The organism is Cedecea sp. FDAARGOS_727, from assembly GCF_012273235.1.
Taxonomy (GTDB): domain Bacteria; phylum Pseudomonadota; class Gammaproteobacteria; order Enterobacterales; family Enterobacteriaceae; genus Cedecea; species Cedecea davisae.
In genome coordinates, this window is record NZ_CP050966.1 from 3,767,464 (window position 1) to 3,791,521 (window position 24,058).

33 protein-coding genes, 1 tRNA gene and 1 pseudogene are annotated in these 24,058 nt (G+C 49.8%); 26 read left to right on the forward strand and 9 right to left on the reverse strand.

The window, feature by feature from the left end:
* The first annotated feature begins 12 nt into the window (after positions 1–12).
* Positions 13–2,070, forward strand: coding sequence for an oligopeptidase B (ptrB, locus tag FOC35_RS17740; RefSeq protein WP_172570394.1), 2,058 nt, complete (start codon positions 13–15; stop codon positions 2,068–2,070).
* Here ptrB and exoX read toward each other — a convergent pair.
* Entirely contained in the window at positions 2,067–2,726 is a 660-nt protein-coding gene (gene exoX / locus FOC35_RS17745) for an exodeoxyribonuclease X (RefSeq protein ID WP_172569656.1), read from the reverse strand. The two genes, ptrB and exoX, sit on opposite strands and share 4 nt — an antisense overlap.
* Before the next feature lie 113 nt (positions 2,727–2,839).
* Entirely contained in the window at positions 2,840–3,070 is a 231-nt protein-coding gene (locus FOC35_RS17750) for a DNA polymerase III subunit theta (RefSeq protein ID WP_039898338.1), read from the reverse strand.
* Between the two features lie 141 nt (positions 3,071–3,211).
* Here FOC35_RS17750 and yobA point away from each other — a divergent pair, with 141 nt between their 5' ends.
* From yobA to FOC35_RS17765, 3 genes are read left to right on the forward strand one after another with little or no spacing between them, the layout of a single operon-like run.
* Complete coding sequence (gene yobA / locus FOC35_RS17755; protein ID WP_172569657.1) at positions 3,212–3,586, forward strand: CopC domain-containing protein YobA; 375 nt, start codon at positions 3,212–3,214, stop codon at positions 3,584–3,586.
* Positions 3,587–3,591: 5 nt separating this feature from the next.
* On the forward strand, positions 3,592–4,467 hold the full coding sequence (copD, locus tag FOC35_RS17760; protein ID WP_172569658.1) for a copper homeostasis membrane protein CopD: 876 nt from the start codon (positions 3,592–3,594) through the stop codon (positions 4,465–4,467).
* Positions 4,468–4,496: 29 nt separating this feature from the next.
* The gene (locus tag FOC35_RS17765) at positions 4,497–4,841 is read left to right on the forward strand and encodes a YebY family protein (RefSeq protein ID WP_172569659.1); all 345 of its coding nucleotides are present in this window, start codon (positions 4,497–4,499) and stop codon (positions 4,839–4,841) included.
* 385 nt (positions 4,842–5,226) lie between these two features.
* Here the strand turns inward: FOC35_RS17765 and FOC35_RS17770 are convergent, their stop codons facing one another.
* The 7 genes from FOC35_RS17770 to FOC35_RS17800 all read right to left on the reverse strand — a co-directional run bounded on the left by FOC35_RS17770 (position 5,227) and on the right by FOC35_RS17800 (position 10,747).
* Positions 5,227–6,300: a tyrosine-type recombinase/integrase gene (locus tag FOC35_RS17770; RefSeq protein ID WP_172569660.1), complete on the reverse strand. Its 1,074-nt coding sequence runs from the start codon at positions 6,298–6,300 to the stop codon at positions 5,227–5,229.
* Positions 6,275–6,550 (reverse strand): excisionase, encoded by a 276-nt coding sequence (locus FOC35_RS17775; protein ID WP_172570395.1) that lies wholly within the window; start codon positions 6,548–6,550, stop codon positions 6,275–6,277. The genes FOC35_RS17770 and FOC35_RS17775 overlap by 26 nt, the downstream gene beginning before the upstream one ends.
* An 85-nt stretch (positions 6,551–6,635) precedes the next feature.
* Positions 6,636–6,839, reverse strand: coding sequence for a DUF1187 family protein (locus FOC35_RS17780; protein WP_172569661.1), 204 nt, complete (start codon positions 6,837–6,839; stop codon positions 6,636–6,638).
* Positions 6,827–9,037 carry a hypothetical protein gene (locus tag FOC35_RS17785; protein WP_172569662.1) on the reverse strand — a complete coding sequence of 737 codons (2,211 nt, stop codon included), beginning with the start codon at positions 9,035–9,037 and terminating at the stop codon, positions 6,827–6,829. Before FOC35_RS17785 ends, FOC35_RS17780 begins: the two co-directional genes overlap by 13 nt.
* Positions 9,038–9,242: 205 nt before the next feature.
* A complete protein-coding gene (locus tag FOC35_RS17790) occupies positions 9,243–9,551 on the reverse strand; it encodes a hypothetical protein (RefSeq protein ID WP_172569663.1) in 309 nt (102 codons plus the stop codon).
* A gap of 177 nt (positions 9,552–9,728) precedes the next feature.
* Complete coding sequence (locus tag FOC35_RS17795) at positions 9,729–9,968, reverse strand: cell division inhibitor protein (protein ID WP_172569664.1); 240 nt, start codon at positions 9,966–9,968, stop codon at positions 9,729–9,731.
* A gap of 365 nt (positions 9,969–10,333) precedes the next feature.
* Positions 10,334–10,747 (reverse strand): transcriptional regulator, encoded by a 414-nt coding sequence (locus FOC35_RS17800; RefSeq protein ID WP_172569665.1) that lies wholly within the window; start codon positions 10,745–10,747, stop codon positions 10,334–10,336.
* Positions 10,748–10,860: 113 nt separating this feature from the next.
* On the opposite strand from FOC35_RS17800, the gene FOC35_RS17805 reads away from it, so the two are divergent.
* The 22 genes and pseudogenes from FOC35_RS17805 (at position 10,861) to FOC35_RS17905 (ending at position 24,051) form a co-directional block, all read left to right on the forward strand.
* The gene (locus FOC35_RS17805; RefSeq protein ID WP_172569666.1) at positions 10,861–11,106 is read left to right on the forward strand and encodes a helix-turn-helix domain-containing protein; all 246 of its coding nucleotides are present in this window, start codon (positions 10,861–10,863) and stop codon (positions 11,104–11,106) included.
* 10 nt (positions 11,107–11,116) lie between these two features.
* Positions 11,117–11,542, forward strand: a complete 426-nt coding sequence (locus FOC35_RS17810) for a toxin YdaT family protein (RefSeq protein ID WP_172569667.1) — start codon at positions 11,117–11,119, stop codon at positions 11,540–11,542.
* A gap of 15 nt (positions 11,543–11,557) precedes the next feature.
* Positions 11,558–11,809, forward strand: coding sequence for a hypothetical protein (locus tag FOC35_RS17815; protein WP_172569668.1), 252 nt, complete (start codon positions 11,558–11,560; stop codon positions 11,807–11,809).
* Between the two features lie 13 nt (positions 11,810–11,822).
* Positions 11,823–12,062, forward strand: a complete 240-nt coding sequence (locus tag FOC35_RS17820) for a DUF4222 domain-containing protein (protein ID WP_172569669.1) — start codon at positions 11,823–11,825, stop codon at positions 12,060–12,062.
* Positions 12,059–13,078, forward strand: a complete 1,020-nt coding sequence (locus tag FOC35_RS17825) for a conserved phage C-terminal domain-containing protein (protein ID WP_172569670.1) — start codon at positions 12,059–12,061, stop codon at positions 13,076–13,078. Before FOC35_RS17820 ends, FOC35_RS17825 begins: the two co-directional genes overlap by 4 nt.
* A gap of 14 nt (positions 13,079–13,092) precedes the next feature.
* On the forward strand, positions 13,093–13,389 hold the full coding sequence (locus FOC35_RS17830; protein WP_172569671.1) for a winged helix-turn-helix domain-containing protein: 297 nt from the start codon (positions 13,093–13,095) through the stop codon (positions 13,387–13,389).
* Positions 13,379–13,597 carry a hypothetical protein gene (locus tag FOC35_RS17835; RefSeq protein WP_172569672.1) on the forward strand — a complete coding sequence of 73 codons (219 nt, stop codon included), beginning with the start codon at positions 13,379–13,381 and terminating at the stop codon, positions 13,595–13,597. Before FOC35_RS17830 ends, FOC35_RS17835 begins: the two co-directional genes overlap by 11 nt.
* Entirely contained in the window at positions 13,587–14,084 is a 498-nt protein-coding gene (locus FOC35_RS17840) for a hypothetical protein (RefSeq protein WP_172569673.1), read from the forward strand. The genes FOC35_RS17835 and FOC35_RS17840 overlap by 11 nt, the downstream gene beginning before the upstream one ends.
* Before the next feature lie 325 nt (positions 14,085–14,409).
* Positions 14,410–15,636 carry an ATP/GTP-binding protein gene (locus FOC35_RS17845; RefSeq protein ID WP_172569674.1) on the forward strand — a complete coding sequence of 409 codons (1,227 nt, stop codon included), beginning with the start codon at positions 14,410–14,412 and terminating at the stop codon, positions 15,634–15,636.
* 7 nt (positions 15,637–15,643) lie between these two features.
* Positions 15,644–16,156 carry an RloB domain-containing protein gene (locus FOC35_RS17850; RefSeq protein WP_172569675.1) on the forward strand — a complete coding sequence of 171 codons (513 nt, stop codon included), beginning with the start codon at positions 15,644–15,646 and terminating at the stop codon, positions 16,154–16,156.
* Between the two features lie 505 nt (positions 16,157–16,661).
* Positions 16,662–16,847 carry a hypothetical protein gene (locus FOC35_RS17855; protein ID WP_172569676.1) on the forward strand — a complete coding sequence of 62 codons (186 nt, stop codon included), beginning with the start codon at positions 16,662–16,664 and terminating at the stop codon, positions 16,845–16,847.
* Positions 16,848–16,977: 130 nt separating this feature from the next.
* Complete coding sequence (locus FOC35_RS17860; protein ID WP_172569677.1) at positions 16,978–17,268, forward strand: Ref family recombination enhancement nuclease; 291 nt, start codon at positions 16,978–16,980, stop codon at positions 17,266–17,268.
* Positions 17,265–17,879: a hypothetical protein gene (locus FOC35_RS17865; RefSeq protein WP_172569678.1), complete on the forward strand. Its 615-nt coding sequence runs from the start codon at positions 17,265–17,267 to the stop codon at positions 17,877–17,879. The genes FOC35_RS17860 and FOC35_RS17865 overlap by 4 nt, the downstream gene beginning before the upstream one ends.
* Before the next feature lie 232 nt (positions 17,880–18,111).
* Positions 18,112–18,188: transfer RNA gene (locus tag FOC35_RS17870), tRNA-Ile, on the forward strand.
* A gap of 671 nt (positions 18,189–18,859) precedes the next feature.
* Entirely contained in the window at positions 18,860–19,096 is a 237-nt protein-coding gene (locus FOC35_RS17875) for a class II holin family protein (protein WP_371810705.1), read from the forward strand.
* 2 nt (positions 19,097–19,098) lie between these two features.
* Complete coding sequence (locus FOC35_RS17880) at positions 19,099–19,629, forward strand: lysozyme (RefSeq protein WP_172569680.1); 531 nt, start codon at positions 19,099–19,101, stop codon at positions 19,627–19,629.
* Positions 19,626–20,147 carry a hypothetical protein gene (locus tag FOC35_RS17885; RefSeq protein WP_172569681.1) on the forward strand — a complete coding sequence of 174 codons (522 nt, stop codon included), beginning with the start codon at positions 19,626–19,628 and terminating at the stop codon, positions 20,145–20,147. The genes FOC35_RS17880 and FOC35_RS17885 overlap by 4 nt, the downstream gene beginning before the upstream one ends.
* Positions 20,148–20,438: 291 nt before the next feature.
* Positions 20,439–20,564 (forward strand): annotated as a pseudogene (locus FOC35_RS22785) (lysis system i-spanin subunit Rz); the annotation flags it as partial.
* Positions 20,565–20,579: 15 nt separating this feature from the next.
* Complete coding sequence (locus tag FOC35_RS17890) at positions 20,580–20,921, forward strand: hypothetical protein (protein WP_172569682.1); 342 nt, start codon at positions 20,580–20,582, stop codon at positions 20,919–20,921.
* A gap of 133 nt (positions 20,922–21,054) precedes the next feature.
* A complete protein-coding gene (locus FOC35_RS17895; protein ID WP_172569683.1) occupies positions 21,055–21,357 on the forward strand; it encodes a hypothetical protein in 303 nt (100 codons plus the stop codon).
* An 87-nt stretch (positions 21,358–21,444) separates the two neighbouring features.
* Positions 21,445–22,533: a terminase small subunit gene (locus tag FOC35_RS17900; RefSeq protein WP_172569684.1), complete on the forward strand. Its 1,089-nt coding sequence runs from the start codon at positions 21,445–21,447 to the stop codon at positions 22,531–22,533.
* A gap of 246 nt (positions 22,534–22,779) precedes the next feature.
* On the forward strand, positions 22,780–24,051 hold the full coding sequence (locus tag FOC35_RS17905) for a hypothetical protein (protein ID WP_172569685.1): 1,272 nt from the start codon (positions 22,780–22,782) through the stop codon (positions 24,049–24,051).
* Positions 24,052–24,058: the final 7 nt, after the last annotated feature.

Sequence of the window (24,058 nt, forward strand, 5' to 3'; positions counted from 1 at the left end):
ATGAAGAAACTGATGCCGCCAAAAGCTAAAAAAATTCCCCACGCTATGACCACTCATGGCGATACCCGCACGGACAACTATTACTGGCTGCGCGACGATGAGCGTGCCGACCCGGCGGTGCTTGAATATCTGAACCAGGAAAATGACTACGGCAAAACGATAATGGAGAGCCAGCGGGCGTTGCAGGACAGGCTGCTGGAAGAGATGATCGCGCGTATTCCGCCGCATGATGTCTCGGCTCCTTATGTCAAAAACGGCTATCGCTACCGGCAGGTGTATGAAAAGGGAAATGAGTACCCGATTTATCAGCGCCAGTCCGCTATGCGTGATGAGTGGGAGGCCTGGGAACTGCTGCTGGATGCCAACAAACGTGCCGCCCACAGCGAGTTTTACACCATGGGCGGTTTAGCGATTACGCCGGACAATGAAGTCATGGCCCTGGCCGAGGACTATTTATCACGACGCCAGTTTGGCATTCGCCTGCGTAACCTGAAAACCGGCAACTGGTACCCGGAACTGCTGGATAATGTCTCCAGCAGCTTTGTCTGGGCTAATGACTCGATAACGCTTTACTACGTGCGCAAACACCCGAAAACTCTGCTGCCTTACCAGGTCTGGCGGCATACGCTTGGCCATCCGGTTGCGGATGACCAACTGGTGTATGAGGAAAAAGACGATACTTTCTACGTCAGCGTGCATAAGACAACGTCTAAGCACTTTATTGTGATTCATCTCGCCAGCGCGACCACCAGCGAGGCACTGCTGCTGGATGCCGAACTGGCGGATGCTCAGCCGCAGGTATTTGCCCCCCGCCGTAAAGATCACGAATACACGCTCGACCACTACCAGCATAATTTTTACCTGCGCTCCAATAAAGACGGGAAAAACTTCGGTCTTTACCGCAGCGCGGTCAGGGATGAAAAACAATGGGAGACGCTTATTGCCCCACGCGAGCAGGTGATGCTCGAAGATTTCACCCTGTTCAAAGACTGGCTGGTTGTCGAGGAGCGCCAGCAGGGGCTGACCAGCCTGCGCCAGATTAACCGCCACACCAGAGAATCCACCGGGATTGCTTTTGATGACCCGGCCTATGTGACCTGGCTTGGCTACAACCCGGAGCCGGAGACCGCGTGCCTGCGCTATGGTTACTCTTCCATGACCACGCCGGACACGCTGTTCGAGCTAAATATGGATAGCGGCGAACGCAGGGTCATCAAGCAGACCGAAGTTGCGGGCTTTGAGGCCAGCAACTACCGCAGCGAGCATCTCTGGATAACGGCGCGGGATGGCGTTCAGGTACCGGTTTCGCTGGTTTACCACCGCAAGCACTTCCGGCCCGGCAAAAATCCGCTGTTGGTTTACGGCTATGGCTCCTACGGCAGCAGCATGGATGCCGATTTTAGCGGCAGCCGCCTGAGCCTTCTTGATCGCGGCTTTGTCTACGCCATCGCTCACGTACGCGGCGGCGGTGAGCTGGGGCAGCAGTGGTACGAAGACGGTAAATATTTGAAGAAGATGAACACCTTCAACGACTACCTCGACGTCTGCGATGAGCTATTAAAGCTGGGGTATGGCGATCCTGAACTGCTCTATGGCATGGGCGGTAGCGCGGGCGGAATGTTGATGGGCACGGCGATTAATTTACGCCCGGAGCTTTTCCACGGCGTGGTGGCCCAGGTGCCGTTTGTCGATGTTGTTACCACGATGCTGGACGAGTCTATCCCGCTGACGACCGGCGAATTTGAAGAGTGGGGCAATCCGCAGGATGAAGAATATTACCGCTATATGAAGCAATACAGCCCTTATGACCAGGTTAGCGAGCAGGCTTACCCGCATTTGCTGGTGACGACCGGCCTGCACGACTCGCAGGTTCAATACTGGGAGCCGGCTAAGTGGGTAGCTAAACTTCGCGATCACAAGCGGGATGATACATTGCTCCTGTTGTGTACCGATATGGATTCAGGGCACGGAGGGAAATCGGGGCGTTTCAAAGCCTATGAGGGCGTGGCGCTGGAGTTTGCCTTCCTGATAGCCCTGGCGCAGGGAACTTTGCCGGGGCGAATGCATTAATCGGCAATATAATGTTTTAGCGTCATCCGCAGATCCGGAGCCAGCTCTTTGATGTTATTCAGCATCCAGCGAAGATAACCCGGATCGTCCTCGGCGATTTCCGCGATAGGCTTGCCGCGGTATTTGCCAAACATCATGGTGGTCACCAGCGCCGGGCGGCCGGTAACGGTGACCATTTGCTCGGCGCTCCAGCCGGAAACTTCCATTATTTTCAGCAGCAGCGCCGCGGTGATGTAGCAGTCAAACAGCGCCCGGTGCTGATGCAGCCCGGCAGGCGTTTCTACCTCAAGCTTCAGCGATTTATACAGCCCCATATTGCTGTACTTGATCCCCGGCCAAAGGCGACGAGCCAGCTTGACGGTACATATCCAGTCACCCGGCATTTCCGGCAGCATTCGCCTGTCGAAGCTGGCATTGTGGGCGACGTAATAAGGGCTGCCGTGGTAGCGAGGGATAACATCTTCAATCCACGGCTTATCGGCGACCATCTGTTCGGTGATTTTATGAATAGCCATCGCCTGATGGCTGATGGGGCGGTCGGGGCGTACCAAATCGCTCATCGGGTTAACTATCTGGCCGTCGATAATGTCTACCGAGGCCACTTCCACCACGCCGCCCTGCAATCCGCAGGTTTCGGTATCGATAATGCGCAGCATTCGAGGCTCCATTAACAGGTTTTAGCATCCTGCCATACAGGCGTAACGTTTCCGTACCCTAACAAGAAACAGAGTAATATCCATTTCGTCACTTGTTGAGCAGCGGCAATGATTTATTTTTGCTTGGGTTCATACGGCAGGCGAGAGAGTTTTACCGAAGCCAGCCGGTGGGCAATTAACCGCTCGCGGAACCAGGTTCTGAGATGTTCAGGCTGTTCGCGCTCAACCACTTCGGCAACGATCGGCATATTATAACGTTCTTTAAAGGCCACGCCCGCGGCGGCGAGATCGACGTTGACTTTGTCCATCTCTTCCTGGGGCAAATCGGCGAGATTGTAGCTCATCATATCCTCCTGCAATGTCAGCGCAGAAGTTACTGTTTTGCGCCACGGATGACAAGTAACAATAGCTTATCCCGTCTCGACTTGATATCGGGGTGGAGTTATCCTTTCCGCCTTATCACATAATAAAAAGGAATAGTTAATATGGCGTTCATCTCTTCCCGCATCGCAACCGTGGCCGCGTTTGTTGCCGCAATGGCCGTTTCCCCTGCCGTCCTTGCTCACGCACATTTAAAGCAGCAGTCCCCGGCAGCCGATGCCGCGGTTACCGCTTCGCCGCAGGCGCTGACGCTGAGTTTCTCTGAAGGCGTGGAGCCAGGTTTTAGCGGCGTGACCGTTACCGGCCCGCAGCAGGCGAACGTAAAAACCGGCAAAGTGAAGCTCAATGCAACGGATAACAAACAGCTAATTGTACCGGTGGAAGAGGCGTTAAAGCCGGGTGATTATTCGGTGGACTGGTATGTAGTGTCGGTTGACGGGCACAAGACTAAAGGCAACTACCACTTCTCCGTGAAGTAACCGCCATGCTGTCGGCGTTTTACATCGCGCTGCGTTTTGTCCATTTCACCGCGTTGATGGTGCTGCTTGGCAGCGCCATTTGCTGCTCGCTGTTGGCTCCGCAACGTTTTAAACCTGTACTGGTGCGCCGCCTGCAAATGCAGTGGCGGCCAGCGGTCTGGCTCTCTCTGCTCAGCGCCTGCCTGCTGTTTATGGCTCAGGCCGGGCTGATGGGCGACGGCTGGGCGGATGTGTTCTCCCCGGATGTCTGGCTCGCGGTTGCGGGCACCCGCTTTGGCTCGGTGTGGATCTGGCAACTGCTGCTGGCGGTGGCTACTTTTGGCGTGGTGCTGCTCAGGCCTCGTGCGCTACAGGGATTATTATTGCTGTTGGCCGCCGCCCAGCTCATTTTACTGGCCGGAGCAGGGCATGCCGCAATGCACGACGGCGCTCTCGGCGCTTTTCAACGCATCAATCACGCTATTCATCTTCTGAGCGCGGCCTGGTGGGCGGGCGGTCTTCTGCCGCTGCTGGTCTGTATGCACATGGCGCGCAAACCACGCTGGCGAGGCCCGGCAATTACGGCGATGATGCGTTTTTCCCGTTATGGGCACCTTGCCGTGGCGGCCGTTCTGGTCACCGGCATTGTCAACGGCCTGCTCATTTTGGGCTGGTCTCTGCCTGTAGAAAGCGGGTATTTTCGACTGCTGGCGCTAAAAGTGGCGCTGGTGGCGGTGATGGTCATTCTGGCGCTGGTTAACCGTTATTTGCTGGTGCCGCGTTTTGATTCCGCACAGGCCGGGGCGCAAAAACGTTTCATCCAGTTGACCTGGCTGGAAGTTATTTTATCGGTGGCGGTAATTCTGCTAGTCAGTATATTCGCGACCTGGGAGCCGTTCTGACGGCAACGAACTGGTTAGATGAGAGATTCATGAAAAAGAGCATTTTGACTTTACTGCTGATGGCCTGCGCCAGTTCCGCGCTTGCCGCCCCGCAAATTATCACCGTGAGCCGCTTTGAGGTGGGTAAAGACAAATGGGCGTTCAACCGCGAAGAGGTGATGCTCAGCTGCCGCGCGGGTAACGCCCTGTTTGCTATTAACCCGAGCACCCTGATGCAGTATCCGCTGAACGATGTTGCGGAACAGCAGGTGAAAAGCGGTAAAACTACCGGGCAGCCGATTAGCGCGATTCAGGTTGATGACCCGCAGCATCCGGGGCAGAAAATGAGCCTTGAGCCATTTGTAGAACGCGCTCAGAAGCTGTGTAAAAGCTAAAAACCGCATAAAATCTCGCCATAAAAAAACAGCAATAACCTCAAGGGGATATTGCTGTTTTTGCATAAACAGTCACCTTAAATGCGGCTTTTTTCTGACCACTTTTGCTGCGGACTGGAAAACCTGCGTCGGTAATCTATTCTTAAGAGGCAAGGCGACTTAGCCTGCATTAATGCCAACTTTTAGCGCACGGCTCTCTCCCAAGAGCCATTTCCCTGGACCGAATACAGGAATCGTATTCGGTCTTTTTTTATTTGTAAGCCATTACAGTCACTTACAGAGGCCGTTCCGAAATTACTCGAAATTTACTCGAATTTCTATATTCCGGCCTTTTTCCGTTATACCACACTATTTTTTGATTTAACATTTTTCTAACCGAGCAAACTCACAGCAAAACGTAACTTTTTTCGCGTGGGTCCAGGTACATTTTTGTCGTTTTTTCTGACGTGTGGCCCAGCAGCTTTTGCGCAAATTCTTCACCGTGCGATTTTTCATAAAGTCGGCCAGCGAGGCTGCGTATCTCGTGAAAAGTCGGCGGATCCTCGTCGTCGATTCCAGCCAGTTTTCTCGCAGCTACAAATTTCTTAGTTAAACCGTCCGGGTGTATGTTGCCCTCCGGGCTGTTCTTCCTGATCCCCGAGCTGATGAGGAAGTCGGTTCGACTCACCAGGCGGCACCGGTCTATCACGGTACCGAGCCGCAGCTCTGCCGCCGGCAGAACGAGGGATAAGGGCAGGGCGATCATCATGCCTGTTTTCATCTGAGTTATATGCAACCGGTCATCATAAATCGCACTAAACCTCATGGCCGCCACATCCTCCCGGCGCTGCCCGGTGACCAGGGCAAGATCCATTGCCAGCGGGAACCATGCCGGAAAATGCTCCGCAGCAGAGCTAACAGCTCTGAACGTGTCGAGCTGCAGGCGTACCCGAGCTACTTCAATCTTTGGTGTTCTGGTTGGCTCTACCGGATTTTGTTTTAAATGCCCTTCGACAATCGCCTCTCTGAACATATCGGAAAGCACTGAACGCATACCTGCTGCCATTGTGTTTTTGCCCTCCGCTATCCACGGATCCAGAAACTCAGCAATATGCCGGGTTGATACATCGGCCAGGATCCTGCCCCCGATTCTTTCCTTAATAATTACCAGCTGATTTTTTCTTGTTTTGTATGTGTTGGCTGCCAAATCCCGGCGCTCGAGCAATGTGTAATACCGCTCGCACCAGTCCTTGACTGTGAGCACGTCTGTACCTTTGATTTTCTCTATCAGTGAGACGGGGGAGGACGTATTCGCAATATAATTATTCGCTTCGATAGCCTGGGCTATCGCATCCCTGCGAGCTATTTGCCCCAGCGAAATTTCCTTTTTAGTGAGAGGGTTCCGCCAGTAAAAAGCCTTTCCTTTTTTACGATACGTCAGATTTTTTGGAAGATTAGCATCGTAATTTTTTCGACTCATCGATCAGCTGCTCCAGCAGTGCGCTACGCTTTCCGGTTCTGCCGTTGGGGTGGTGGTGTTCCAGTGAAACCCCGGCTTTGTTGGGCTTGATATAAAAGGCATCCGGATCAACTCGGTATTCCCGCCCGTGTAACTGCGGCGGCGGGTAAATGTTCCCGTCTCTCGCCCATCGGCGCAAAGTCCCTACCGCGGGAGGATTTTCGTAATACATCGCCGCCCAGGTCGGCAGCGTCACGAACTTCGACATAATCACCTCGTGACCGGCGTTAATCATAAAGAAATGGCCGGCATGAATTTGATAAACAAAAATCAGGCGCCCGGGCGGCGCCCCCCGATTATCGTTTGCTCTTGGCTGGTGGCTTCACGCCCACACACTTAAACTTCGTGAGCGTTACCTTTTCCTCTGCCGTTCTCCCTGCTTCTTTGCTGCGGGATAGCATGCGCGCGCATTGCTCTTGGGTGAGTTTGTCTTTGGACATGCGCATCCACTCAACCGGACCGCCGCCGGGCTTCTGAATCGTCGCGGTTATTCTGTACATGAGTCATTCTCCGGCGAGAGACAGTCGGCGATAACGCTGGCCATGTGCGGGATTTCTTCGAAGCTTGTGGCGTGAGCAGGATTGGCGCACAGCCCTTGCACGGCAGCCAGAAGTAGCTGTTGCTTGAAGGTGAGAGCATTCAGTCGGGCAGGTTCCACTGCTGATGACGGCAGTTCAGCCGCAACCAGCGCCGGCAGTTCAACCGCAACCGGCTGCGGCGTTTTTTCCTTTTCTCTGTGCAACATTTCTTTGCGCCATAGGTCTGCATCGTCGAGAGCAATCTTCTGGCGAATCATTGCATCTTCACTCCAGCGCTCGAGCAATGTGGTGACAACGCCGTGAATTTCCTCATCAGATAAATTTGGAGAGAGCAAAGCCTCAGCTGATTCAATATCCGCGATTAGCAGCGGCGTGAGGGCGCTGTATGGGTGGTTAATATTTTCAGCAAACTCCGCAATGTCAGCTTCCCCGATCATGTTCGTTCGTCCGCTCAGCAGCTCGTTTATGGCGATGCAAATCTCTACCTGCCGATCACTCAGTTCCTGACGATTATCAACCGGCGCAGCAGCTGGTGCATTGAGCAGCTCGGTCACGCTGAAAATGGTACGGCCCGGTTTCACTTCCTCCGCTGGTTTGCCAGCGTCTGCTGCAGGCGCGACCACAACCTGACTTTCTGAACCTGCATCATCCACACTGCCTGTTGCGCCGGTCTGCGCCTGTTCTTCCTCATCTTCACTGGTTTCATCCTCATCAAACACAACGGTTTCACCCAGCGCCTGGAGCGCGGCGCGGCGATACATCACGATGCCCTGTAGGGTGTTGAAGTCCACGGCGCGGACGGCGGTAAAAATCTCTTCATCGCTGTAATTGTTCAAACTATCAGCGAGATACATCAGCGCTTTCTGGGCGCGCACGAAAGCAGGTTCTTTGCGCGAAAGCTCGAGCATTGCTGCATCCAGAATCGACTCTGTGACTTCCTCCGGGTTAACCGACGGGTCATACATTGCCACGGCAATTTTTTGGCTCAGATCCAGCGGCAAAAGGTTCGCGTGGGATTCCCCGCCAGATAGTGAGGTTTCCTGCTGCGCCATTTCATCCGGCGTAACGCCACACGCTGCCGCAACGATTTCAGGCGCTGGGTGTTCGTGGTCTGTCTCTGTCAGGGTTTTAGCCAGGTAGTGCATTAATTTACCCGTTGCCAGCGGTTGATCTTCAGCAGCGCATTTAACGGAATAAATAACGATAGCGCGTGAGTAATCCAGTCCGCCGGGAAGAGCGCGCCAGGCGTCGAACCAGTCGATAAACGGTTTCTCTTTCTTGTCCACCATCTCGCGCGCGCGGTTAACGATAGATACGGGAGTGCTGTAAATATCAAAGTCCATAGAGCGGCCCAGGACGCCCAGGGCTACTTCCACGGCCAGGGTGTCTTTGGTGTGGTTGAATCCTTCGCCGCGGTCAGTGCGATTATTCCCGCCAGCCGTGGCGCCAGATGGTGTGCGTTTTACAACGAAGTTCCGGTTGCCGTCTTTCCATGCGTTGATCATCAGCTTGCGGTCCAGGTATTCCGTTTCGATGTACTTCTTAACGAAAGCACAAACGTCGGACAGCAGCGGGGCCGGGCCAGAAAGTGGGAAGATATCCCGAACCGCTGACATTGCGATCCAAAGGTTGTGGTCGCTCAGCGTCTTGAGTTCGTTCTGGTCACATGCAAGGATCAGGTTCTGACTGTATTTGTCGTCAGTGTCCAGCTCTCTGCTGTACGCCTGCTTTACAACTTCCTGATCAACGTTGTAGCTGTACTCATCATTCCAGATATGAACGAGCAGACGCTGGCGCCAGGGGAGTTCCGCAACCGTTTTAAGCACCGGTGTATTGCTGTGCTCAGGCAGCTGCGCCTCAGTTTTTTCCTCAATGGCAGAAGCGGCAACGGGTGAAATGGTTAGATCTTCATTCAGGGTGTAACGGTCAAAAAATTTATCATCGAGAACGCCAATTTCCGGCAGATCGTCGAAAGCACAATATTCAGTACGGGACGGCGAAAAATAATCACCACCTTTGCCGGTTTCAATTTCAGCATCATCCAGCACAACCATTACTTTACGTTCCGCAGCGACTTCATTTTTTGCCTCAACAATAATAAAAAGCATCGGTTTTTTTGAGGTCTTTTTAGCTTTTATGGCATATGAAAACTTATCCATTATTTAAGTCCTGAGTAGCGTTGAAAATTTCGTGAATAAACGTTTTTACGGTATGCAGTGCGAATGGCTTTGCTGGATAGGTATTTCCCGTGACAGTCGGTGTCACGGCAGAAATAAAGCTTAGCCCTTCCACCTTTTTCACTTACGCACAGCATTTCCTCCTCTTCATGCTGCTTAAAGCAACCCCGCCGGGAGCAGTAGCGTTTCATCGAGCGGCCTCCGTCATGCTGATAACGGGTAGCATTGCTTTACGGGCGCAGAGGTCGCGGAAAGCGGCTCTTTCTGCTGCAATGATAAGGTCCCAAACCCGCGCGATTTCATCGAGCGCATCAACATTGCTACCAAAGGTTTCGTGCGTGATACAGCCGCGAGACTTGCTGTCTGAACCGGGGAATTTAACTGTCACGCTGTTATTTGGATTAATAACGGCGTAAGCGAAAACGTTTTCTTCCGCAATGATTTCAACGCAGCCGTGGCTAATTTTATTTAACGTAAAAATAGAAGTGTTAAACATGAGTTATCCTTTTCAGGGTGAGTGAAACCCTGCCTGTTAGGGCATATATTGAGAATATTTATTTAATCTGTGTCGCGTCGTGGGCTTGAGCCACAAACATCAGCAACTGCCATAAAGAAACCTATAATTGCGCAGCCTGATATAAATGCGACGGTAGAAATAAGAAACAGAATTAATTTAAATGTAAACCAGTCCATAATCCTCCCTTGAATAATTACCGAGTGGTTCACCCCGGCCATCAAGAAGGATTTCAACGAAAGCATCTTTCACGAACGTGGTTTCGCGCAAAGTTCGCAATGCCAGTTTGCCTTTTTTGTTGCTGCTGGCGGTCCAGATCTGGTCTTTGTGCTTAACCAGCATTCCAGCACGGACACATCCGCGAATCACTTCCTGGGTACCGTAGTGTTGACCTTGCATGATTTACCTCCTCAACAGGCTTTGTGGTGCGGTGCCGGGTGCCTCCCGGTGCTCACAACCAGCTGGTCATTGTGAGCGGTTCCTTGTCACCCGGAACTATCTGCAAGGATTTTCCGCTGTACCACGTGCGCATAGCCGCATTCACCGCACCACAAAGCCTGTTCTGTTGTTTGCCCTTAAGCCAGGCTAGCTGAACGTTTGAAATCTATCGCGCCGCACTGTGTGAGTTGCTGCTTCGATGGAGAAAAGACTACAAATAAAACTTTACTAATGCAAATGCAATTTCAACTTAAATTTGTATTTTGTTGATTTTAAGGCGAAAAAAAAACCACCTCGAAGGTGGTTTGATTTGTATTAGGAGAAGTTTATTTTTCTAAATCATTGAAATACTTGCTGTAGTGTTTTTTTAGTTCCTGCAAGCGCATTTGAAAAACAGATAGTAAATTTTGCCTCTCGACAGGAGGCATCTCATTGTAGACAGCTAAAAGCTGCTTCTCATCCTCGCGGAGTCCAGTGTAACCCGTCGAATTCGGTACAGTATCCATTTGCTCTTCGACAGATGTAAAAAACCAAAACTCGGGTTTCCCTGTCACCTCCGAGAGTTTTGTGAGGTTCTGACCGCTGGGCCTGCTCCCACCTTTAGCCCAGTGCTGAACGGCTTGCACGGAAACACCTAGCTCCCGGGCAAGCTGCGATTTATTCCATCCTTTCTCTGCAAGCACCTGTGCAATGCGTTTGGCAGAGGCCTGATTTTGGGTTGCTTCGTTTTTGGCTGTCATGCGTACATTTTACAAGAATTTTTTAAACTGCCGATGCAAATGAAATGCAAATAATATTTGTATTTTAATCATTTCGTTTGTAGTCTTGTTGTATTCCATTTGAGGAGATGAGAATGCAACTAAAAACGAGCACAAAAATAACTGGCCTTGCAACTAAGAGCGAGATCGCTCGCAGGTTGGGAGTCAATCCACAACTGGTGGCCTACTGGTTCAAGCAGGGGGTTCCGCCTCATCGCATTATCCCTTTCTGTGCCGCGCTTAATTGGGAGGTAACCCCCCATCAAGTGGACTCAGAACTTTACCCAAACCCAACTGACGGCCTGCCGTCCAACCAAAACAATAACACCCCTGGTGTGTAAGGACTGAACAATGCAAATCAAACACGAATTGATCCGCGATGTTGTGCGCGCCTGGGCTATCGAAATCAACCGTGAAAACGTCGGCCGGGCAGTGGCCACCGAATATTTCCGCCTGGGGGGCACGGTACTGCGTCTGCTGCCTGCTGACCAGCCGAACGCCGATCACGTTAACCAGCAAAATCTCTTCCGCTGGCTGGATGGTGATAGTGCATCTGCAAAAGCGAAGGTGCAGCAGCTGGTTCCCGCAATTCTGAGCGCGTTGCCGCGCCCGTTAAGTGCTCGCCTGGTTCTTGCTGACTCCATTGAGTACCGCGCCCTGAAAATGGCGGAAGAAGCCGTTAAAAGTGCCACTGATGCATACGTTGCTGCAGTTGTCATTGACGTAGTGAACACATGCGGAAACGAGCCCGGCGCCGCAGCGACGATCCTGCATTGAACGGGGGGAATCGCTATGTCTCTTGATGAATTTTTAGCAAAGCAGATCCGCGCGATGCTGGTGGCCAGCGGAAAGGTTGACGAGAACCAGGCAAACGCCGCGGTGACCTTCGCGCTCGAGTATCGCCGTACAAACCCGAATGCCACCACTGAGCAGGTGATCGATAAAGCGAAGTTTTACGCAAGGCGAAATAACCGTCCGGCGACGCCGGAGCGTACTGAACCGATTAAAAAAGCCCGTCTGCCGGCTTGGCGCCAGCAGGGTTAATCCGGAGGTAACCATGTGTGATTCACAGGAATTAACTGAGCGTTTTCGCAGGATGTTACAGCGTAACGCAGCGGTACCGCGGCAGCAGGCGGAAATCGTCGATGGTGAGCGTTATCAGGATTCTTATGGCCGCATTGTTACCGTCATATCTGCAAGTGTTCAAAGGGTGCAGTACCTGCGCGCGGGCTATGAAAGTCCGTGTGAAATGAGTCTGTATATGTTTTTGAAAAAATACACAAAGGTGTTGCCTTGAGCCTGCTATTCACCTCACGCCCGCTGGTAGTCAATCCTGAGCTTGCTGTCAGGATTGGCCTCAACGAGGCGATATTGCTCCAGCAGGTCCACTACTGGCTGAACGATACATCGTCTGGCGTTGAGCGGGATGGTCGGCGCTGGATCTACAACTCACTGGAAAAGTGGTGTGTGCAGTTCCCATTTTTGTCTGCATCAACCATTAAGCGTGGTTTTGCGTCCCTGAAATCTAAGGGGCTAATTGAGATAGAACAGCTATCCGAAGATCCGCGCGACAAGACTAACTTTTACTCAATTAACTACGGAAACGAGCTGCTTTCTGGTCAGGTCAAATTGAACCAATGCAAAAGGTCAAAACGAAAAATCATATCAGGTCACATTGAGTCAATGGATAAGGTCAAATTGAACCAATGCAGCGAGTCAGAAAGGCCTGATCTGATCGGGTCAAATTGGTCTTCTCTTCATACAGAGACTACTACAGAGACTACACAGAGAGATTGTCAGGCAGACGAGCTGCCCGACGATATCGACGAGCCAGCTTTGAAAGTTTTAAACCACCTGAATAAAACCACTGGCGCCAGATTCCAGGACGGACAAACAACGATGGGATTTATCAACGGGCTGCTGGTGGGGGAATACGTTGCTGACGAGCTGATCCTGGTTATCGATCACCGCAACGAAATGTGGGGCGCTGACCAGAAAATGTCGCAGTACCTGAGGCCCAGCACGATTTTTGATTTCAAGGCGTTCGAAGAATACTTGCCATTGGCTCGTAAATGGGACGAAGAAGGGCGCCCGTCGAGCCGTGAGCCGGAAGTTGATGCGACAGAACGAGACAGCGCATACAGCCGCTTTATGGGGCGAGGCCTGGTCAACATGCCTAAATCTGCGCTGGAAATCGGCGTCAGAAAACTAGCGTCACATGCCGGGGTAAAAAACCAGTCACCGGAAATATCGAAACGCACCTGGGATCGCCTGTGGGCAGAAAGCGCCAAGGCTGAATCCGGGAAAAATTAAAACCGAGGAAAAACATGTCGAAGAGTTCGCCGGAGACGGCTAAATCAAAAATCGCGGCCTGGGTAAAAAATTATAGCGGGCGCACAGCAACAGAAATTTCTAAGGCTATGGGGATCTCCCCGTCAGCGGTTCATACCTCACTTTACCGGCTTGTTAGCGAAGGGGAGTTAAAACGATTTCCCTCTGGTGATCGCATTGAGTATTACCCCGGCGATGCTAAGTGCGCCCGGGCGGCTATCCCTAATTTTGGCGTCAGTCCGGGAATGAAGCTCTTAAACGATTGTCTGGCCGAGGTGCGCAATGTCCATTGATGAAATCAAACTTTGCCCGAAAGGGACCATGCCTTACGAACAGACGCGCCGTATAGGCCAGTTCTATCGGAGTTTCGTTTTAAAGTGCAACTGCGGTTGCTTACGTGTTCAAAAATCATTTTTTGAGAGCGGCGAGGCTAAGAGCAAAGCGCGCGCTGCGGCGGTTCTGGAATGGAATGAAAAGGCAGGTGGCAGCGATGAGCAATAACACCGAACTTATGCAGCATGCCCTTGGAATCAGCGAGCGCAACCGCGAGCCGTACCGAAATTACTTCCTGGCTGGCGCCGGACATACGGATGATAAGAAGTGGCAGGAACTTGTTGCAGATGGTTTTGCTACGTCTCGACCAGCGCCTGATTTTGCAGGTGGCGGGATTCTGTATCACGTCACAGACAAGGGCAAGGAGTTAGCGATCGCGTCACTGCCGGAGCCTAAGAAACGGACTCGTTACGATGAATATTTGCACTCAGAGGTTTGCGAATTATTCGGAGAATGGCTGGGGATTGAATTACCAGAGTACGAAGTGCGTAGCACTGGCCATTACAGATGGGAATACCGCATGGTGCGGCTTTCACGCTGTTGGGATTCGTATTACGACATTTGTGGTGAGTGGAAACCGACAAAGAAAGCGGCGAAGGCCAGCTACAAAGATGCGCTGAAAAAACACTGTGGGGATTTACGCGATGAGCAATGACATCGAAGCGCTGATGCACCCAACACAGTACATAAAGGACCATAACACCGATTGCGCTGTATTACGCACTATATGCACGGTGTTTACGTCAACGCACCCCAAGTATCGTGTGTTGATATAAGTTGAAATAATTTAATTATTTGATTTTATTGGGTAAACCAGGTTTTTCCTCGAGTGTTGAAAGAGGGGGGGGTCTTGCTACTTCGGCTTTAGACACTGGTCAGTTCTCTCTATGTGCTTTTTTTTGGATTTTGGGCTAGAAAAATATAGTTGCAACTGCAATACTCGAGCCAGTTGAACATAAAAATGTCTAAGTTGGGCTGAAATGATAAAATGGTATCGATTTAAGAATTTTTACTCCTTCAAAGATGATACATATGTTGATTTGACTTTGAAGGAAAACTCATCATTTTCGAGTTATGACACAGAGGTGAATGAGACAAAAATTGCGAAAGTTTTAACTGTTCTGGGCTCTAATGGTTCAGGCAAGTCTAATATGCTAAAGCCGTTAGCATTCTTGCGTTGGTTTTGTTCGCACTCTTTCCAAAAATTAGACAATAAGAGTTTATTGCCTTTTTATCATCATTATTCTGCTGCTTCGGAACCATCCGAGATTGAAATTTGCTTTTTAGATCATCATGATAATAATACTTACTGGGAATACAAATACTTGGTCAGGTTGACAAGGGAACGGGTCTACCATGAAGAGTTGAAGTTTAAGACTAGCAGACAGTATACAACATTATTTAAAAGAACTTTCGATGAAGATAGCGGAGTATACATATGTAAATCACACAAGTTAATGTCCGATGAAAATGCTTTCCCTGTATCTGAAATGAGATCAATACCAAGTAACTCTTCTACTATTGCATATATGCATAGAAAAGATAGTATAATTGCAAGTGTTATATTGGATAATCTATCTTCTATTGACAACAACCTTAATGTTTATGGTAAGGATAATTTTAATTATTCTCATGTTATGGGTGCTACTGAATATTACTCGAATAACAAAGATGTATTTAGTCAGGCTATAAAATATCTAAAGAGAATGGATTTGGGTTTGGATAATATAATTCTAAAAGAACATCAGGTTGTTGAAAAAGAAACTGGTGAACGTAAAAAGGAGTTTATTCCATATGGTGTCCATAAATGTAATGGTAAGAGCTTTAGAGTACCATTTTATATGGAATCAAGTGGTACCCAAGCATGTTATTATTTTATATTAACCCTTATTATAGCAATCCGTGATGGCGGTGTAGCTGTTATTGATGAGTTAGATAGCGATCTACATCCAAACATGGTTGTAGAATTGTTAAGCATGTTTGAAAATGAATCGATTAATACTAAGAATGCCCAATTGATCTTTAGTTGCCATTCCCCTGAGATTTTAAAGAGTTTGAAAAAACATCATGTTTATTTAGTCGAGAAAGATGATGGAAAGAGTGAGTGTTGGCGACTAGACGACATCAAAGGCCTTCGTAGCCAAGATAATCTTTACAGTAAATATATTACAGGTGCGCTAGGTGGCGTCCCAGATATCTGTTTATGAGGTTGTTATGGCTAAGGTGAGGCAAATAAGATATAAAAAAGAAACATTGCTTTTCGTTGGTGAAGGGTTTTGTGAAAAAGCATTTCTCGCACACGTTAATGGGCTGTATTCGAAAGGCGTTGTTAAAACTAAAATTGTTACAGCGAAAGGAAAAGGTCCGGAGCATGTTATTAATCACGCCATTGCATGTAAAAAAATAGATGGATATGACAGGGTTGCGGTACTAATTGATTTGGATCTTATTTGTTCTCCCGTAGTGCTTAAAGATGCTCGACAAAAGGGGATTCATGTCATTGGTTCAATGCCATGCTTGGAAGGATTTTTGTTAGATATAATAGGTGTTGCTAAAGCAAAAACAAATGATGGTTGTAAAAAGATCTTCAAACCTATTTTGAAAGGCGATCCTACGGACAGAGATAGCTATTCTGAACAATTCAAAAAAGGTGTTCTTGATAAGGCGAGAAAACAACACTCTAATTTGGATGACATAATTAAAATTTTCGAAGGCAAATTGAAGTGATTATTTAATAAGCCCGCCACGACGTGCTTTCTATTCTTTTGGTCAAAAATTTAATTTTCTGGTTGGATACACAGTTCTTTTGGGCGGCATGCGTAAAAGCACAAGTTATTTTATTGTGTACTGTGGCGAGCATCATCCTTTTTTTCTCCCGGCTCTCCCGTCTTCATTTAGAGGACCAAAGAGTAGGGCGGCGGCTATTGTCTTGGCCACGTGTACAACGATTTTTATGAATTCTGTTTCAATGAGCTGATCCCCCTGCGACGGGGGATTGATTATCTCTTTCAGGTCAATGAGCTTGATCCTGACCTGCCAAAATCGATCGATGAATTCAGCCTTGAGCCGCCCGACACCCACTAAAAATGGTAGTTTTTAACAACATAGCTCTATCAGTTCAGCCCTGGTATTTGTAACGCCAATTAAGTCACTTTAGCCTGAGTGCGCGCGCAGGGAGAAAAAGGACGGCCCCTGATAAATCAGGGATATAAATGCCAGATGGATTCTAAAAATGACCAAAGATCAGCTAATTGAATGTTTAAAAATCGCCGGGCGCTATCAAGTTTATTCGGATGGGAAAGGGGGGTATAAAGTGCTCCCGCTCAGAGATGACCAGGTGTTAATAACACGACAATCGCATGCTGAAATGAGTAGTGCAGAGCCGCCAGAAGTGATTTACAATAATCAAACGGGCTGAACACCCTGAAATCTGTCGCGCCATTGGAGATAGCAATGGCGCATTTTACCGAATCAATACCCCACATCTTACTGACGACGAAAGCCGCCAGTGATTTTCTGCATTCAACGTTTACCCTCGGGGGTGAACTGTGAAGAAAGCAGAACGCGAACACCTTGATCGAGTTGCCGCACTGGGTTGCATAGTCTGCAAAAACCTGGGTTACGGCGAAACGCCAGCAGAAATCCATCACATCAGAACCGGCCAGGGCGTTGCCCAGCGCGCCGATAACTATTCATCAATCCCTCTTTGCCACCCCCATCACCGAACTGGCGGGCACGGTGTCGCCGTACATGCTGGAAAGCAGACGTGGGAGAAGAATTTTGGCACTGAGCTGGAGCTGCTGGAGCAGGTTAATAACGAACTGGGAGTATCGGTATGACGCCACGCCAACGGAGAGCACAGAAAACGGCCTTTGAACGTGCAGCAGCTGCGCCACGCAAAAGCTACCTCGGGCGTTTTACGCCGCTCAACGGCATCCAGTCGGGCTGGATAAAGTCGCTCTTAACGACATGGGGCGAGATAGTAGGCGGGAAAACAACGGCGCAGTACCGGCTTGAGAACTGCAACCGGCTTGTTTCGTCAGCGAAAGATAATGGCTGGTCAGATGGTCAGTTATCGCGAATCACCGAAGCTCTCAACCAGGCTAAGAAAGAAGGATTCAAAGGCCGGCAGGCGGTGGCGCGGGCTCACACAATTCTGTGGTCGCTTAGTCTCAGCGAAATGATGGAGCAGACCGGGCGCCGGGATGATGCAGACTGTATTGAGCAGGCCGCGCTGCAGGCGTTTAAAAGTGACGATCCGGTTTATATCGTTGGCGTTCGCTATTACACGACCCGGACAAAAATTGCAGACATAACGCGGGAGCTTCAACTGGTGGCACCGTGGCTTACCGACGGCGAAGGGCGCAAGCGTGTGCGCTGGTGCCTGGAAATTTTCAGGGCGAGAATATTTCTTGCGGTGAAAAGGGGTGAAGAAAAATCCTTAAATTAGCAAAAAGTGCTATTTTTGTTGTTAAACATTGAAAACGGGCCAGAAAAGTTAATAATTCATTCATGCTTGGCAGAGCTGCGCCACGATGGCAGCGTCGATAAGCAACCACAAAAAACTGAAACCTCGCTACGGCGGGGTTTCGTCGTTCTGGTTCGCTGAAAAATAAACGAAACATCCTAAAATACCCTCCACAATGGAAGGGTTAACGTTTATTGTGTAGAATCCGCACCTCGGCCCTTTAGCTCAGTTGGTTAGAGCGTGCGACTCATAATCGCCCGGTTGCTGGTTCAAGTCCAGCAAGGGCCACCAACCGCCACTAGCTCATCAGGAAGAGCGACAACCACGGTGTTGTAGTACGAGGTTCGAGGCCCCGGTGGCGGTCCAACAAAGCTTTTCAGTCTGCGAAGAAGGGGTTGCCTGGAGTGACTGGAAAGCGCCTTTGCATTTAGATTTTATTTACTTCTAGTTGACTAGAATTCTTTCTCTATATATTTTTAAAGAGTTTGAATATGAGCAACTGGATTACTGTTGTATTATTGACGTGTTGCCTCGCTGGTGCTGCTGGGCTATATTGTGCTGCATTCCATATCGTAAAGTGCCCTAAGAGTACGGTATTTCACGCCAGCGAGTTTTACGTAAGATGAGTGCGAATGCGGAATTTACTGATTATGATATTACTCTTGGCCTCATTCGTTAGTGGACTTGCAATTTACTGCGATGTAATTCTCTCTTTTGAAAAAGACAACACTTATACTGCTGACTAACTAATTATTGTAATTCGCTTAGATGCATCCGCATGAGCACTGGATGTTACTGATGTAGCACTTATCAGCCCTACCGACCACAAGCACCAGCGCTCAGCCGAATGCAAACCCAACCCGCCTTGCGCGGGTTTTTTCATTTAATGGCTGCCACCGGGCGGCCTTTTTTATTCCCTTCACACAGCACCCCGAACCCGGAGGTGTGGAATGCACAGAACTATGCCTGACAAAATCGCATCGATAGCGGGGTACTGTACATCCGGCGGCCTCATTTGTTGGGGAGGCATAGCTCAATGGATGCATGACCTCGACTGGAACCTTGTTGCAGTTGTTGGCGGCTTCGTTATTGGCTTGCTGACATTCTTCGTTAACTTTTACTTTAAGCGCCGCCAAACGAAAGCCTATGAGGCCGCTCTGGCTCGGGGCTATGTAACACCACCGCCGCAGGATGATTAATCATGGCATCGACGAAAAGTAAACTCAGCGTGGCCATGCTTGGGCTGTTAGCTGCTGGTGCCACTGCGCCGGTACTCATGGGGCAGTTCCAGGATGAAAAAGAAGGAACCAGCCTGGTTGCTTACCCTGATGCTGGTGGCGTGTGGACGATTTGCGGCGGTGTGACTCGTGTTGACGGCAAGCCGGTTGTTAAGGGCATGCAGCTGACGCGCCAGCAGTGCGACAAAATCGACAGGGCAGAGCAGGCAAAGGCTTTGGCCTGGGTGGAAAAAAACGTTCGCGTACCGCTCACCGAGCCTCAAAAAGTCGGCATAGCTTCTTTTTGCCCCTGGAACATCGGCCCCGGTAAATGTCTGCCATCCACGTTCTGGCGAAAGCTCAATGCTGGTGACCGGCACGGCGCATGCGCAGAGATAAAACGCTGGACGTATGACGGCGGCCGCGACTGCCGGATCCGCTCGAATAACTGCTACGGTCAGGTTCTACGACGTGACCAGGAATCTGAGCTGGCATGCTGGGGGTTGGATAAATGACGCTTAAAAGCTGGTTGCTTGTGGGCCTTGAGCTGCTGCTGTCCGGAATCATTATTTTCGTGCTGCTGGGGCAGATTGGCGAGCAGCGCACCAGAGCAGAAAAGGCAGAGCAAGAAGTCGATGGCCAGCGGCAGGTGATAGCTACCCAGGCTTTCAACATCAACCGCTTTAACCAGATCGCCGACTACACCAGCCGAAACAATTCATTGATTGATGCCGGTGCAGAAAAAACGGTCATCGAATACCGGGAGATTTTACGCCGTGACAAAACCTGTGATCTGCCTGTTCCTGCTGATATCGCTGGTGGGCTGCTCGAGTACACGAACCGTTTACGTGCCAGCGCAATGCACGCCGATCCCGGCAGCGCTGACGCAGCCAGTTTTACCCCCGCTGCCGCCGGCGGCCTGACGTATTGCCAAGTTGTATTGTGGATTAAGCCGCTGTTAGCCGCTATCGAAAAAGGAAACAAGCAGTTGTCCGGAATACGGGAAATAGAGAAAGCCAGAGCCTCGCAATAGTGGGGCCTTTTGACTCGTGAACGACTGAAAAACAGATGAAGAGATAACTCATCGACAATGAGCATTACCGGTTCTGTTTCAGCTTGACTGGAGAAACTGGAGCTTTTTGAAGCGTATTTGGAAAAAATAAGCGGGAGGTGGCATCACTTATCCCGCTGAAGAACAAGATTTTACTCATCCATTTACCGTAAAAACTCCATCCCGAGATTAACTAGAATTTAATATAAGTCAAATTTTATGTGATTAAGATCACGCTTATTGACTGATTTCAATACCAAGCGGCAGTATTGTGCGACTAACCCCGGACTTACTGACGCCGCTGAACGGGATTATTTCCGTCTCCGGGAGTGAGTCGAAACCAGCAACAAGCAAATAGCAGGGCTGCAGGAGTACATCAGGCAGCAGTGTTTGAAGTAAACGAGGCAAGCAGAGATGAACAACAAAGTTGTGGCGCCTATACAACTCAAAATAGACGCCAGTGAGGCTATAAGTCAGGTTGGTAATCTGACCAAGTTATTTGAACTTCCATCCAGTTCCTTTGAAGGCATCCCTGAACATATTGTCAATCTGTTTTTTAGCCGAGTTCGTGGCCTGATTGACGACATCGTCTCTGGTGATTTCTCGACCACAATCAGCACAGGAGACATCAACGAAATTTGTATCAAAGTCAAAATCGTCGGGCCTCTTGAGCGCCTCGCTACCGCAATCAGGGCAAACGACTTTCATGGTTTGCATGAATATATCCTTTCAACTGTTGGGGAGATAAGAGATTAAACGAATTCTTGCTGTTGGGGAACGGCAGGGGAGCGGAAATAGAGAAAACCAGAGTCTCGCAATAGCGCATTCGCTAGTGCGATCGATGATGAATCCATGTCATAGTAAATCACCTATTAAAAAGGAGTTTTCTATGTCAGATTTAGACCATGTTGATTATTTAGTGCTAGGCGGCGAGCGTCACGGCGAAGTTTGGAATGGTTTGCCCATGAAGCAATGGTTGCAATTACCAAGAACACAGCAGCCAATGGCGAAATTCTATTCTCGTGATCAGCAAGCTGAAATTACAGTGCCTCTGAATGATTGTTACTTCATAACTGAATATAATTATTTAGGTGAGCGATTTCTCGTCGCTTCCACGGAACCACTTGCAAAATTCGATGTGGATAAAGAAATAAAGAATCTGCTACCCGGAGGAATTTCGCCAATAAAGTAAGCAGAATACCCTTCGGTATTTTTTATCGCCATCACAAAGGCCACCTCAGGGTGGCTTTTTTAATGGCTATAACAATAGGAATAGAACATGGCAAAACCGGACTGGGGAGCGCTGCAAGACCAGTTCCTCGCCGAACATGCCAAAACGGGTATTTCCCCTAAAGACTGGTGCGAAGCGCAGGGACTGAACTACGCCAGCGCAAAGCGCTATATCAAGATTGCGAATGGTGCTGCGAATTCGCAAAAAAAAACTGCGAAAAAAACTGTGAATTCGCAGAAAGGAAAAACTGCGAAAAAAACACCTGTTGATAATGTTCGAGCTATGCAGCCGGCAAAGGAGCGAAAAAGCTCACCCCCTCCATCAGCGCCGGAACATTCTGATAGTTTTGATCTTTCCGACCAGCAGATGCTTTTTGCTCAATATGTTGTTGATGGGAATACGCGAGCTGATGCTTATCGTCAGGCTGGTTATGTTGGCGAGGGTGGCGTGGCTTATGCCGCCGCATCCCGGCTGTTAAGGAATGTTAAGGTTTCACGCTATATTCACCACCTGCGAAATGAGCGGCAAAAACGCTATGCGGTAGAGCTGGATGATGTGATCGCTCAGCTTAACGCAATTATTAACGCCGACCCGAACGAGATAGCCCAGTACAGGCGCGTTAACTGTAGGTACTGCTGGGGCTTCGGTCATAACTACCAGTGGCAAGATATGGTGGAGTTCGAGGAGAAGCTACAGGAAGCGACGGAGAAGAAAAAAACAGAGCCGCGGGATAATGGAGGTTATGGCTTTGACGCCACGTTAGATCCGAACCCAGAATGTCCTCGCTGTAATGGCAAGGGGAACGGAGAGGCATTTTTTGCTGATACGAGGGATGTTGAAGGCGATGCTCGTTATTTGCTGCAGGGCGTAAAGCTGGGCAAGTTCGGCATAGAGATAAGCACGGCAGATAAGGATGCCGCTCGCCGTGAACTGGCAAAACTCCTCGTTGCCCGAGGATCTGGAACTGGGAAAGATAACAACGATCTGGCTCGTCAGCTTCTTGAGCTTGAAATCCGCAAGCGCGCGGCAGAGGCAGAGAGAGCTGAGCAAGAGGTAGAACTGCGGCGCAAGGGTAATAGTCCAGACGAAGAGCCGACAGTGGTGATTAAGCTGGTGAATTCCCCGGATGCTGATTAACGGGTAAAACAGCGAAAAAAGGCATTTCAGGCTGATTTTTGGCTATGCATTTTTCGACCCTATTTATGCACGATTTATTCACGCCTTTTTTCGCACTTTACCCATAGAAACAGGCCTTTCAGGGACATTTTAAAATGGGCGGTGTTACCGTGGTGCAGATAACGTCCATTATGTTAAATAACCCCTAATTCTTTCAATTTTCACTGCTTCAACCGTTCCGGCCATGCGCCACTCAGAGGGTGAACCATGCCGACTGAACACGTTATCGAGTTTCTGCCTTTTCACGATGGGCAGAAGCGAATTTACCGATCCCCCGCTAAGCGAAAAGTCGTTCGCGCTGGCCGTCGTTTTGGCAAAACTACCATGTTGGAGCAGGCCGGGGGGAACTGGGCCGCCCGACAGATGAGGGTGGGCTGGTTTGCACCATCTTATAAAATTCTTCTGCCGTCGTTCAAAGTCATCAGAAACCTGTTAAAGCCGATCACCGTCAGCTCGAGTAAAACTGATGCAATTATTGAAGTGATCGGCGGCGGCCTGGTTGAGTTCTGGACACTGGATAACCCGGATGCCGGGCGCTCCCGTAAATATCACAAAGTCATCATCGATGAAGGGAGCCTGGTTAAAAAAGGCATGCGTGATATCTGGGAGCAGGCGATAGAGCCAACGCTTCTGGACTTTGACGGGGACGCCGTAATGGCGGGGACGCCGAAGGGCGTGGACGATGAGAACTTTTTCTATCAGGCCTGTAACGATAAATCGATGGGCTGGGAGGAGCACCACGCGCCCACGTCAGCAAACCCAACGATTAACCCCGCCGCACTGGCGAGGATTATTGACGGGCGTCCCCCGATGGTGGTCCAGCAGGAGTACATGGCTGATTTCGTGGACTGGCGCGGGCAGAACTTTTTCAAGATGGACTGGTTGCTGGAAAACGGCGCACCGGTCGATTACCCGGCCAGCTGCGACACGGTTTATGGTGTTGTCGATTGCGCCCAGAAAGGCAAGTTGCAGAACGATGGCTCTGCCTGCATCTGGTTCGCACTCATTAACTATCCCGCTCCATGCCTGGTCATTCTCGACTGGGACATTATCCAGATTGACGGGTATTTCCTGAAAGATGTGGTGCCGCAGTGGATCGGGAAAGCGAAGCACCTCAGCGAAATATGCCTTGCCCGGATGGGGACGACCGGACTGTTTATCGAGGACAAGGCTACCGGCATCACACTACTGCAGCAGGGCGCAAATGAAGGGTGGAACGTTCATCCTATCGACAGCGAACTAACCTCACTCCCTAAAGAATCCCGCGCTATCAATATTTCCGGCTATGTAGCTTCCGGGAAGGTGCGCATTTCTAAGTACGCCTATGAAAAAATCACCGAGTACAAACAGTCGAAGAAAAATCATCTTCTGACACAGGTACTCCAGTTCATCATTGGCGAAGAGAATCAGGACGATGATCTTTTTGACTGTTTCAACTACGGCGTCGCTCTTGGGTTGGGTAACGGCGAAGGCTTCTGACGAGAAA